Source organism: Terriglobus sp. 2YAB30_2 (genome assembly GCF_052114765.1).
Classification (GTDB): Bacteria; Acidobacteriota; Terriglobia; order Terriglobales; family Acidobacteriaceae; genus Terriglobus.
Genome location: NZ_JBFRFJ010000021.1, coordinates 96,641 through 108,533, shown reverse-complemented (window position 1 = coordinate 108,533; position 11,893 = coordinate 96,641). Strand labels below are relative to the sequence as shown.

At 59.1% G+C, this 11,893-nt stretch carries 8 protein-coding genes and 1 pseudogene; 6 read left to right on the top strand and 3 right to left on the bottom strand.

All coding sequences use genetic code 11. The annotated features are described in order from the left end of the window. The 4 genes and pseudogenes from AB4Y89_RS22360 to AB4Y89_RS22345 form a co-directional block, all read left to right on the top strand. Positions 1–149: pseudogene (locus tag AB4Y89_RS22360) on the top strand (IS5-like element ISAs34 family transposase); the annotation flags it as partial. A gap of 218 nt (positions 150–367) precedes the next feature. Further along, on the top strand, positions 368–1,273 hold the full coding sequence (locus AB4Y89_RS22355) for a PLP-dependent cysteine synthase family protein (RefSeq protein WP_442303157.1): 906 nt from the start codon (positions 368–370) through the stop codon (positions 1,271–1,273). A 317-nt stretch (positions 1,274–1,590) separates the two neighbouring features. Further along, on the top strand, positions 1,591–1,962 hold the full coding sequence (locus AB4Y89_RS22350; RefSeq protein ID WP_442303156.1) for an ArsR/SmtB family transcription factor: 372 nt from the start codon (positions 1,591–1,593) through the stop codon (positions 1,960–1,962). 26 nt (positions 1,963–1,988) lie between these two features. After that, the gene (locus AB4Y89_RS22345; RefSeq protein ID WP_442303155.1) at positions 1,989–2,927 is read left to right on the top strand and encodes an SRPBCC family protein; all 939 of its coding nucleotides are present in this window, start codon (positions 1,989–1,991) and stop codon (positions 2,925–2,927) included. A gap of 71 nt (positions 2,928–2,998) precedes the next feature. Here AB4Y89_RS22345 and AB4Y89_RS22340 read toward each other — a convergent pair whose 3' ends face one another. Then, entirely contained in the window at positions 2,999–6,277 is a 3,279-nt protein-coding gene (locus AB4Y89_RS22340; protein ID WP_442303154.1) for a carboxypeptidase regulatory-like domain-containing protein, read from the bottom strand. Between the two features lie 198 nt (positions 6,278–6,475). Between AB4Y89_RS22340 and obgE the strand changes: the two genes are divergently transcribed. Beyond that, positions 6,476–7,570 carry a GTPase ObgE gene (obgE, locus tag AB4Y89_RS22335; RefSeq protein WP_442303153.1) on the top strand — a complete coding sequence of 365 codons (1,095 nt, stop codon included), beginning with the start codon at positions 6,476–6,478 and terminating at the stop codon, positions 7,568–7,570. Between the two features lie 88 nt (positions 7,571–7,658). Here the strand turns inward: obgE and AB4Y89_RS22330 are convergent, their stop codons facing one another. Then, complete coding sequence (locus tag AB4Y89_RS22330; protein WP_442303152.1) at positions 7,659–8,114, bottom strand: hypothetical protein; 456 nt, start codon at positions 8,112–8,114, stop codon at positions 7,659–7,661. Continuing rightward, positions 8,111–9,064: a heme-binding domain-containing protein gene (locus tag AB4Y89_RS22325; RefSeq protein WP_442303151.1), complete on the bottom strand. Its 954-nt coding sequence runs from the start codon at positions 9,062–9,064 to the stop codon at positions 8,111–8,113. Before AB4Y89_RS22325 ends, AB4Y89_RS22330 begins: the two co-directional genes overlap by 4 nt. A 242-nt stretch (positions 9,065–9,306) precedes the next feature. Between AB4Y89_RS22325 and AB4Y89_RS22320 the strand changes: the two genes are divergently transcribed. Then, positions 9,307–11,841, top strand: coding sequence for a zinc-dependent metalloprotease (locus AB4Y89_RS22320; protein ID WP_442303150.1), 2,535 nt, complete (start codon positions 9,307–9,309; stop codon positions 11,839–11,841). Positions 11,842–11,893: the final 52 nt, after the last annotated feature.

Genomic DNA, 11,893 nt, shown 5'->3' with positions numbered 1-11,893 from the left:
TCAGAAACCGCATCGAACGATGCTTCAACAGACTCAAACAGTTCAGAAGGTTCGCCACAAGATACTGCAAATACGCTGCTTGCTTCGCTGCTACCGTCGCCCTCGCATGCTCGTGGTTACACCTCCAGCAATTTGTCGATACACCCTAGGAACGGGTGCCCCGGGTCCCTAAAGGGACCTGGGTATTCGCGCTATGCGCGAACCGCTTTTGGCTTTAGCGTCGAGAAGATATCGATATCGATAGAGAAGCAGATTTCTCCGCTTACGCTACGAAATGACAAACAAAACGGATCGACCAAGTCCGATCATGATTCAATGATTCACTCATCCAATCATTCAATTCGCTTCTCTCAGTAGACTGGTATCCATGTATCCCGGCCGATCGCTCATCACTCCGCTTGTTCCCATTACCCTGGACGATCATCCGCCTATCTGGTGCAAGCTTGAGTTTCTGAATCCGTCGGGATCGACCAAAGACCGCATCGCCCGCTTCATTCTGGAGAAGGCTTACCGCGAAGGCCGCATCAAAGAGGGCGACCTCATCGCCGAGGCGAGTTCCGGCTCTACTTCCATCGCCATGGCGCTGGTCTCCGCGCAGATGGGATTTCGCTTCATCGCTGTCATGCCGGAGGGTGTTTCGGCAGAGCGTGCGATGATGATCCGCGGCTACGGCGGCGAGATCATCCTTACGCCGAAAGAAGAGGGCATCTTCGGCGCTCTGCGCGAGGTGCAGCGCCTTGGCCGCGAAGAAGGAGCTTTCCTTCCGCTACAGTTTGAAAACGAAGATAACGCCCGTGCGCATCGGGTCGGCACTGCGCACGAGGTCATCAACCAGATTCCCGGCGGATCGGTAGCGGCGGTGGTCAGCGGCGTCGGCACCGGTGGAACCCTGGTCGGTCTCTATGAGGGGCTGCGTGACTCCGGCTGTAACGTCATCCCTGTGGTCGCGCGACCAATTAACCGCACCAGCTTCGGTGATGTTGAGTGCTGCAGCTTCTCGGCCCGTATTCCCGGCGTCGTCGACCGCCTCAGTAAGATCTTCCGCGAAGATCGGCTTCCCGGGCTTCTTACCATCGAGGTGGAGGACGACGAAGCTATCGCCGCCACCCGCAAGATCATTGCTAAGGGATTCCCCGTGGGCCCCAGCTCGGGCCTCAACTTCTGCGCCGCGATCGAAGCAGCGAAGCGGATCGAAGGCCCCATCGTCACCGTCTTCCCAGACCGCATGGAGCGCTACTTCACGACCGAGTTGTTTTCGACCTACCGCTCATAAAAAATCGAGGCCATCTTAAATCCGTTTCTGGGTTTATTGAAAATTTGAGGTCCTAGCGAGGAAGCGCTGAAGGCGCGTTCTATATCAGCCTGGGGCAACGCCCCAGGTCTCGGGTAGTTGAGCGATCAAAGGGCTGAAGGTCCGCTCTATAACTCTTCAGTCAAGGCGACAGGAAAAGCAGATTTCTCCCCTTCCAGCTACTCAGCCAAACAGAAACTGGCTGGGACCATTCGCGCAGGTTGATTTGCCAGCACTCTTGACAAACTCTCTCCATATTCTGTAATTAACCAATTAGCTAAATAACCAAGTGGTGAAATATGGACGATCATCTCAGCACCACCTTCGCCGCGCTGGCCGACCCAACGCGGCGGGCCATTCTGGCAAAACTTGCAAGCGGCGAAGCCTCGGTCTCTGAGCTCGCCGAACCCTTCTCCATCTCCATGCCCGCGATTACCAAACACCTCAAGGTGCTGGAGAATGCCGGGCTGATCTCCCGTACGCGCTCGGCGCAGTTTCGCCCCTGCCGTCTGGAAGCTGCTCCGCTCAAAGAGATCGCCGGCTGGGTGGAGGAGTATCGCCGGTTCTGGGCTGAGAGCTTTGACCGCCTTGAGGCCTACCTGGCCGAGGTTCAGGCCGAAGAACACGCCGGCAAGAAGAAAAAGAAGCACAAGAAAAAACACAAACACTAGTTCGTGAATAAAGGAGAGTTGCAGCCATGCCCCTCGTCGCTCAAGAAAATCAGATTGTCGAAAGCCGCGTACTCCGTGCGCCGCGCGAACTTGTCTTCCGCATGTTCACCGAAGCCGAACACATTAGTCATTGGTGGGGGCCGCGCGGCTTCCGCACTCACACCACGCTGATGGACGTCCGTCCCGGAGGTCTCTGGACACACACCATGACCGGGCCTGACGGAACCGAGTACCCGAACGAAGTCCGCTACGAGATCGTCGATGCTCCTGAAAAGCTCGTGTATGAGCACATCAATGACCCGCTCTTCCGGGCGACGATCACCTTTACCGAGAAGAGCGCGCAGGAGACCGAGGTCCTCTTCGTGCTGGACTTCCTCGATGTCCGCCTGCGGAATGCCGTGGCCGAGCGCGGCGCTGTAGAAGGGCTGCAGGATACGTTGGCCCGCTTCGAGGAGGTACTCTCCACCTACACCGGCGAAGAGTTCGTTCTGACGCGGGAGCTCAATGCTCCGCAGGAGCTCGTCTATCGCTCATGGACCGAACCTGAACGACTGGAGAAGTGGTTTGGCCCCGTCGGCACGAAGCTCATCGTCAAACGCGCAGACATCCGCGAGGGCGGCCACTTTGTCTACGGCATGCAGCTTCCTGACGGCAACACCATGTGGGGCCGCTGGACCTTCCGGGACCTCACACCCTTCTCGCGTATTGTCCTGGTGACCTCATTCCTCGATGAGAACGAGCAGCCCATCGCGCCACCGATGGTGAAGGACTTCCCCGTCGAGATGCTCTCCACCACGACCTTCGAAGAGCGCGACGGAAAGACTTTGGTCACGCTTCGCTCGCGGGCCATGTATGCCAACCCTGTCCAGCAGCAGACCTTCGCAGGCTTCTTCCAGAGCATGGAGCAGGGCTGGGGTGGAACCTTCGGACAGCTCATCGCCTATCTGGAACGCGAGCAGGCCTAGTCTTCAGATTGTTACGAGCAAAGAAAAGGGCGGTGGCCGAAGCCACCGCCCTTGCTGTTGTTCGTTATCGCTTAGAACACGATGCGGCCAGAGAACTGGAACTGGCGCACCTGGTAAGCGTAGTTGCCGTTGACACCCGAAGTGGTTGAGAGACCGAAGCTGCCATTGGTTGCCGTCAGAACGTTACCCGGGCCAATCGAGAACGCACCGGTGTTTACAGCGGTGATGTTGCGGTGGTTCGCGAGGTTGAAGGCCTCCGCCATGAGTTGGAAACTCATGCCCTCGCGGACACGGAAGTCCTTCTGCAGACGGGTATCGATCACGATGTTTCTCGGCGCAAAGAGCTGGTTACGGCCGAAGAACGGGATGAATGAGCTGACGCCTGTGCCGGCAACGCCCGACGAATAGGGCTGCAAGCAGTCCGTGCAACCGGTCTGGTTGCTCGGCGAACCGGAGCTGGTGCCCACAGAGTAGGGCAGACCCTTCTGGATCTGAACCAGCGGCTTGATCGACCAGCCGTTGGTCAGGTAGCCAAGACCCGTGTCTCCCTTGCGGCCTGGAATATTGAAGTTAGCCCAGCCGACAAGACGGTGGGGAACGTTGATGTTGGAGTTTCCGTAGTTCGCGCGAGCATTGTACGGATCGATCCAGTTATTGCCTGGGCTGAGGCTCGTCGACGCGCTCGGAGCATAGTCGAGAGCGTGTGCCCAGGTGTAGTTCACGTCGTACGAGATCAACTTCGACTGACGGTTAGTGATATCCACCGTCAGAGCGTGATAGCTCGCGTTGACGTTGCTGATGAGCGGAGTGATCTGGTTGTACGCCGGGTTCAGCGTGTTCGATCCGCTTACCGTAGAACGCGCTGAATAGACCTTCTGAGTGAAGGTCGTTCCGCAGGCCGCCACCAAACAGTTTCCAGGAGCCAGCGAGTTATCCTTCAGCGTGTAGGTCGCGTTGTAGGTCTTGGTCGGGTCGAGGTTAAGGTTCAGGAAGTTCGGCAGCTCGCGGCTGAGCGATCCGATATAGGAGACTGACAGCACATTGCGCCATCCGAGATCCTGCTGCACCGTCAGATCAAACTGGTGCGTATACGGGTTCTGCAGGTTCTTGTCCAGGTAAAGGACGCCGAAGTTACCACCGGCAGGACGGGCGCTGAGGGTCTGCGGGAACTTGATGTTCTGCGGAGCTGCGGTTGTACCGAGATTAGTTCCGTTGTATGCCGTCAACTGCAACTGGCCGCCCGCGCCACCGGTGGTGGTGTAGGCACTCATGAGAGAGGCGTTGATGATGCGGCCATAGTAGATACCGTATCCGCCGCGGATGACCGCTTTGCCCTTGCCGAACGGATCCCACGCGAAACCGATACGTGGAGAGATATTGTTCTTATCCGAAGGGTGGTTTGCTTCCTGCGGAACAGCGGAGTTCAGTGCCGCAGTGAACGGGCCAGGATAGGACTCGTAGTCATAACGAGCGCCGATGTTTACCGTCAGGCTCGGTGTGAGCTTCCAGTCGTCCTGCACAAAGAAGGCCGAGTCCAGCGTGGCGAGATCGAACACCTGAGGACCGAAGCCCTGGGTCAGACCGCTATGGCAACCAGCGTTGCCGGTCGCGCTCAAGGTGGGAGTTCCGGATGCGGTGAGCGGGGCGCAGGCGCCCGACGGCTTCAGGATGTCGGCCAAGTACAGACCGACGCTCGCATAGCTATAGGAGCCGTTGCTCTGGAAGAGGTTGTTCTGGATGTCGTAGTTGTGAACGAAGTCCACACCGAAGCGCAGACTATGTTTGCCGAACTGATAGGAAGCGGTATCGCCGATCTGCCACTTGCGCTCGTCAGGATAGGCTACGCGGTAGCTGTAGTAGGGCGAACCCAGGTTGAAGCCGCCGGTCGCGACAGCGATGGAGGCGTAGGTGGTCACGCCATTCGTTCCCACGAGATGATTCTTGGTGTAGTCGGTGTACGGCTGCTGGCCTTCCCAGTTGAGCTCGCGGGCATACTGGTAACGCAGCTCGTTGGTCATGTGGCTGTTGATCAGCGAGCTCAGGCGGGCGATGCCGTAGTCAAGCTTCACGAAATCGGTACCGAACGAATCGCGAGCGTAAGACAGGGCAGCCTGGGTCTGCACGCCGCCGGGAGAGTCCCAGCGCAGACGGTGATAGTAGATATCCAGGGTGTGCTTGGGTGAGATGACCCACGACAGCTTCGGCGTGTTGATCATCTGGTGGCCATAGCGTGCTACTTGGCCCAGATCGGTGTTGAGATCATTCAGGGCTGCATAGCACTGCGCCACGGTGGTGCCGGTTGCCGCTTGCAGCCCCGGCGTCTGGCAAGGACCAGCGATCTGCGAATAGAAAGTGTTAGGGGCGCCTGAAACGGCGATACCAGGGAAGTTCCGGTGGAAGATGTCGAAGGCGTAGAACCAGAACAGCTTGTCCTTGATCAGCGGTCCGCCGACGCCGAAGCCGTACTGGTTGCGCTTGTCCTTCGGACGGATGACCTGCGGCGTGTACGTATTGGTCGCAGGGTTCAATGTGGCGAGCAGCGTCTTCTCGTTCTTCGAGCTGGTCATGTCGTTGCGGTGATAGAAGTAAACCTCACCGTGCAGGTTGTTGGTGCCGGACTTTGTAACCGAGTTCACCACGCCGCCAACGGCGCGGCCATACTCAGCCGAGTACACGCCGGTGTTCACCTGGAACTCGCGAACGGAGATCTGTGAGATCGAGTAACCGGCACGCGTACGTCCACGCTCTTCGGAGAAGAAGGCCTGGTTGTCGTCGGTACCGTCGATCTGCACGTTGTTCAGAACCGAGGGAATGCCGCGGAAGCTCAGCAGGCCGAAGCCGGATGCATCGTTGGTAACGCCGGGAGTCGTCAGTGCGAGCGACGACCAGCGGCGGTTATTGATCGGGATGTTCTCGATCTCGGTGTTGCTGAGGTGGCCGCCGAAGGTGGCCGAAGCGAAGTCGATGGCCGGAATGTCGGCCGTTACCTCAACCGTCTGCTCGGTCTTACCGGCGCTCAGGTGCGGATTCAGCGTGGTGACCTGACCTACCTGAACGACAACCTGCGTCGTCTTGGAGGTTGCAAAGCCGCTCACATCTACAGTTACGGTATAGGTTCCAGGGGGCAGGAGCGGAGCTTTGTACTCGCCGCCCGACGCGCTGGTGAGGACAACGTCCTGGTTGGTTCCGTCGTTATGGATCGTAATCTTCGCGTTGCTGACGACCGCGTCCGTCGTGTCGAACACGGTGCCGGCAATCGCACCCTGCGTGGTGGACTGCGCCACCGCGTTTAGACTCACACCAAGGATGGCCGCACCGGCCAAGCTAAGAAAGCCTCTTAATTTACTCATCCTGCCTCCAAAAAACATCAAAACGCCAACCATCGTTCCGGTTGGGAGCCACTTACACAACTTTCAGGAAAAGGGCACTACTTCTACCATGGCACACCACCATGAACGGGTTGTAAACAGTAATTGTGAGCGTTTTTCATGCGAGTGAACCTTCGGTACACTAAGTAAGTCGAGGAAGTTGAGGAAAACGCAGTCTGAATGTTTATTGATGAGGCGAAAATCCGGGTAAAAGCAGGCGATGGAGGCAATGGCTGCATGGCCTTCCGCCGCGAGAAGTTCGTCCCCCGGGGAGGCCCGTCAGGCGGTGACGGCGGTCATGGCGGCGATGTCTATATGACCAGCTCCGCCAGCCACAACACGCTGGTGCACTTCCGCTTCAACCCCGAGTACAAAGCCGGCCGCGGCACCCACGGCGAGGGCTCCAACTGCTCCGGCGCCGCCGGTAAGCCCGTTACACTGAAGGTCCCCATCGGAACCCAGGTCTACGACGAAGAGACCGGTGCCCTGGTCCACGACTTCACCCACGTGAATGAGACCATCTGCATCGCCCGCGGCGGCCGCGGCGGCCGGGGGAACCAGCACTTCGCTACCTCAACCCACCAGGCTCCGCTGGAACACGAACTTGGCCGTTCCGGGGAAGAACGCCATTACCGTCTGGAGCTGAAGCTGCTCGCGGATGCCGGCCTTGTCGGTTATCCCAATGTTGGTAAATCCACGCTGATCTCACGTCTCAGCGCCGCCAGGCCGAAGATCGCGAACTACCCCTTCACAACGCTCGAGCCCAACCTGGGTGTGGTGAAGATCGGCGAGTATCCGCACACCTCGTCATTCACGATTGCGGATGTCCCTGGGCTGATCGAAGGCGCATCGCAGGGTGCAGGGCTCGGTATCCAGTTCCTGCGCCACATCGAGCGCACCTCAGTATTGGTGCACCTGGTCGATGTCTCTGACGGCAGCGGTCGCGAGAATCCGGTCGAAGACTTCAAGACCATCACCAAAGAGTTGGCGGAGTTTGGCCACGGCCTTGATTCCAAGCCGACCATCATCGTCGCTACCAAGATGGACGCCGCCAATCCGGAGAAGCTCAAGAAGCTGCAGGCCTACGCCAAGCGCCGCAAGCTTCCCTTCTATTCCATCTCGGCAGTCACCGGAGAAGGTCTGGATCCGCTGAAGTACGCCATCGCCAAGCTGGTGGAAGAGCACCGTCCTGACCCAGCCAGCGAAGCAGACTACGTCGCGCCGACACTGCCAAAGCCCTTCCCGCCACCACCGCCCAGCGCCCGGAGCCGCTAGGTAATGGAATGATTGAAGAATTGAATGATTGAATAAAGGCCCGATCCAGCAAACAGGCCCTCATTCAATCATTCCGTTATTCCATTTCCTATGGCATCACTGCCGCTCGCTGCTGCAGCAGATACTGCGCCCGCTGTTCATCGTTTCCGGGCACTGCCGCCAGCGGTGAGCCTTCATACCTCTCGTACCGTCCACCTGCTATGACAATCTCGACACTTGCCACTTGAGCAGGAATTCTCCCGCCGAACCAGCGCGCGTCCTCCTGTTGTTTCCAGGTCACAGCGCCCAGTTTCGCTCCTGTGGGATAGGCGCCATCCGCATGGGAACGTGCATAGTTGACGGCCGTGTCGTCGCCATAGAGCGTGGTCATGGTTCCTCCGGGATTGATCCAGGAGGTAATCACACGCCCCGATCTCGGGTTCCACGGCAGCCCGCCATGGACTTCCGCCTCGCGGTTCAGCTGCGGGAACACCGTCTTGGGCGGATTCGGCGAGCAGCCGGAGAGAAGCAAAACAACCGACATTGCTGCGAGTAGTTGTTTCATTGCGCACCTCCAATCGGCATCGTGTAGACATGGTCGCTATGGGCCACCGGCTCATGGCAGCTGATGCATTCGTTCTGAAGCGTCGCGTCTTTCCCGTATGGCTTCAGATCATCGCCGCGCCACCGGCCCCAACCCCAGCCTTCAGTCGACGCATACGTCTTGCTGTCCTTGATCATCAGCTCTACCTGCTGAAAGGCTCCGGTAGTGATGCCGCCTTTACCGTCCGGCTGCTGCAGCCAAGCCACCTTGGCGAAGACCGTCCCATCGGGCCAGTTGTCGATCTTTCCGTCGGCAATCGCTTTGAGCGCGATGTCGTTGCCGAGAATCTGGCGCATGGTGTGGTTATCCCAGCGTTCCGTGCTGCTGACCGGCTTCCAGTTCTTGTACTCCGGTAGAAACGGTACGCCGTTCCACTCAGGCTGTACCTGCATATCGGGATGTGTCCCCGTTGGTTTGCCATTGCTCGCAATCCAGTGCTGGAACTGTGTCTCCGCAGCAGTGGAGGGCGCGGGTGCCGCAGTTTGTGCCGGCGGAGTCTCGAGGTAGTGCCGCAGGGTGGCAAGCTCATCTGGGGTGACACCGGCATCGCGGTGAACCGCCAGATATCGCGGCAACGGCATGGAGCCAAGCTGAACCGTGTTCACGCTTTCAAACAGCACCCCGCGCTGGACGGCCTCCGGCTTCGCTCCAATGGTGGAGAAGTTCAAATGCTCACGCGCTTCCAGCACGTCGCTTCGAACGATCCAATATGCCGGAGCAAGGTTGTCGTACCAGGGCAGTTTCGTCTCGTTCGAGTGGCAGCTATAGCACCGCTGCCGCAGAATCTGTCTCACCTCATCCGACGCCTGGATCTCGGCCGTCACCGGGGGAGATTCCAGCTTCGGATGGTAGGCCTGCATCGCACCGCCAATCAGCAGAAGAACAATGCCGGTCCCGGTCAGAAAGCGCATTCGAGTCATCTCGTACCTCACTCTCTCGGATGTCCGCTGTTGCCACCTGGTGGCAGGTTTCTCACACCTTTCAATGAATCGATCACGAAACTAGGGCGTGTCATGATCCTGAAACCTTTCGCCAGCCGGTACGTCCACCGTAGTATCAGTACATCTTTCTCGCTACGTCGCTGTGCGGCCCGCTCCGCAGTGTGCAGACGTCTCTCTTCTGCTGTTGCATCACAACCTGACGAGGGCTTTCGATGATTTGTTCCCGCATTCGCCGTGGTGTATCCGCGGTCCTGTTGTTGACGGCACTTCCTGGCATAGCTCAGCGCCGTGCCGCCGCTGGAGACGCACCCAACGCCGGTGGCCCTGTGCCAACAATCGCGCAGCGCACCGCCTCTCTTGAAAAGAAAGACGGCTTCTTTCCGATCTACTACGAGGCAAAGACGGCGCATCTGTTCTTCGAGATCCGCGAATGGAACAAGCAGTTTCTCTATGCCAAGCACAGCGCCTCGGGAACGGGTGCGGGCGTCAACCGCGGAGCCATCCAGCAAGGCCAGGTCGTTCACTTCTCGCGCATCGGGCCGAAAGTAATGCTCACTGCCGAAAACGAGCGCTGGATTACGAAGAGTGGAGAACCTGCGCAGGAGGAGGCTTTCCGCGATGGCTTCCCGCAGTCCATCATTGGCGGCTTCACCATCGCTGCCGAAGATGAGAACGGTGCGGTTTTGGTCGATGCAACCGACTTCCTCATGCGTGATGCTCTCGGCTACGCATCACGCCTTGGTACAGGCTTTCGCCTCGATCCATCGCGCTCTTCCATCATGGAAGAGCACACGAAGAACTTCCCGAAGAACACCGAGATCGAAACCCTGCTGACCTTCGGCAAAGAACCCGCGGGAGGCTTCGGCTTCGGCGGCGGGGAAGGCGCCGGTGGTCTCGCCGCGGTATCGCCAGACGCTAATAGTGTCAGCCTCAGCATTCGGCAGTCGCTCATTGAGCTTCCCGATGGCAACTACAATCCCCGCCCATGGGATCAGCGCGCCGGTCAGCTTGTGAACACGGTTTACTCCGACTGGTCGAAGCCTCTCGGTGAGTCACGCGAGACGCGTCTCACCACGCGCTTCCGCCTCGTCAAGAAGAATCCCAACGCCGAAGTCTCTGACCCTGTCGAGCCCATCCGTTACTACGTCGATCGTGGAGCGCCCCAGCCCATACGCACGGCACTGCTCGAAGGTGCGCGCTGGTGGTCTGACGCATTTCTCGCCGCCGGCTTCTCCAATGCCTTCAAGGTGGAACTTCTCCCCGAAGGCGCCGACCCGTATGACATCCGCTACAACGTCATCATGTGGGTACCTGAAGAGCAGCGAGGCTACTCCAACGGAGCCTGCATCTACGATCCCCGCACCGGCGAATCGATCAAGTGCGAAGTCACCCTGACCACCGGCCGTGAACGCCAAGACTACCTCATCACCGAGGCGCTGCTCTCGCCGTATAAGAACGGTGACAAGTCGGATCCGCAGCAGCTTGCCATGGTGCTGCAGCGGATGCGTCATCTAGCAGCGCACGAGTCTGGCCACACTATCGGACTCGGTCATAACCATGCGTCGTCCGCCTTCGGTCTCGGCGGCTCGGTCGATGACTACCCCTTCCCGAACATCCAACTGGATGCCAAGGGCAATATCGACCTTACGCATGCATACCAGCCGGGCCTCGGCGAGTGGGACAAGCTGACCGTCAACTACCTCTACCATCAGTTCCCGCCCAGCTACACCCCGGCGCAGGAGAAGGCAGGTCTGGAAAAGATCCTGCAGGACGGCATAAAGAAGGGCATGTACTTCATGACCGATAACGGCCCTTCCACCATCCATCCGCACTCGTCGCAGTGGGACAACGGCTCCGACTCGGCGAAGGAGCTTGGGCGCCTGTGGAAGGTCCGCGCAGTGGCCATGAAGAACTTCTCTGACGCGGCCATCAAGCCCGGCCGTCCAATGGCGGAGCTTGAAGATACCCTCGTTCCTATCTATCTGATTCACCGCTATCAGATCGAAGCTGCGGCGCAGTCGATCGCCGGCGAAGACTGGCGTTACGCCATCCGTGGAGATGGTCAGCAGGTCGCGCCGATGGTCTCGCCCGAAGCGCAACGAGCGGCTCTGAAGTCGATCCTCATGACACTGAATCCCGCGGAGCTCGCGCTGCCCGAATCCATCGTTGCACTGATGCCGCCGCGTCCTCCATCACTACCGCGTACGCGTGAGAACTTCACCGGCTATGCGGGCGATGCTTTTGATCCGGTCGCTCCGGTTCGTGCCGCCGCGACCATCACGCTCGATGCCCTCCTTGATCCGGAACGCGTTGTCCGTCTCACCCAGTTCCACGCACGCGATGCAAAGATGCCCTCGCTCGGCGAAGTGATTGACTCCACCATCGATGCCACCTGGAAGTCGCCGGCGCAGACCGGTCTGGCCGAGCAGTCGAAGTTTGCCATTGACTACGCGGTGCTGGAACACCTGCAGACCCTCAGCACCAGCAGCGAAGTAACTCCCGAAGTAAAGGGTATTGTGTTGCAGGCAATCGCCAAACTGCGCAGCTATGCGTCCGATCAGGTAAAGAACGACGGCCTGAGCCCCGAGGCAAAGGCCTTCTATACCGCAGCCTTCACTCCTTCAGGCGGTGGCGCCGGCGGAGCACGAGGCGGAGCCGCAACCCCGGCTGCAGCACCAGCAGCCGGTCCAGGGGCTCGCCGTCCCAGCGGTGACCATAACCAAATCCCCGCCGGAGCCCCGATCTAGAGTGGAAGTAGTACGAGCAAGCGAGTGCCCCAACGTCTCTATGACGATGGGG

What these genes read in the sequence shown, in the direction of transcription:
- AB4Y89_RS22355 (WP_442303157.1), top strand. Translation starts at nt 368, where the DNA reads ATGTATCCCGGCCGATCGCTCATCACTCCGCTTGTTCCCATTACCCTG.
- AB4Y89_RS22350 (WP_442303156.1), top strand. Translation starts at nt 1,591, where the DNA reads ATGGACGATCATCTCAGCACCACCTTCGCCGCGCTGGCCGACCCAACG.
- AB4Y89_RS22345 (WP_442303155.1), top strand. Translation starts at nt 1,989, where the DNA reads ATGCCCCTCGTCGCTCAAGAAAATCAGATTGTCGAAAGCCGCGTACTC.
- AB4Y89_RS22340 (WP_442303154.1), bottom strand. Translation starts at nt 6,277, where the DNA reads ATGAGTAAATTAAGAGGCTTTCTTAGCTTGGCCGGTGCGGCCATCCTT.
- obgE (WP_442303153.1), top strand. Translation starts at nt 6,476, where the DNA reads ATGTTTATTGATGAGGCGAAAATCCGGGTAAAAGCAGGCGATGGAGGC.
- AB4Y89_RS22330 (WP_442303152.1), bottom strand. Translation starts at nt 8,114, where the DNA reads ATGAAACAACTACTCGCAGCAATGTCGGTTGTTTTGCTTCTCTCCGGC.
- AB4Y89_RS22325 (WP_442303151.1), bottom strand. Translation starts at nt 9,064, where the DNA reads ATGCGCTTTCTGACCGGGACCGGCATTGTTCTTCTGCTGATTGGCGGT.
- AB4Y89_RS22320 (WP_442303150.1), top strand. Translation starts at nt 9,307, where the DNA reads ATGATTTGTTCCCGCATTCGCCGTGGTGTATCCGCGGTCCTGTTGTTG.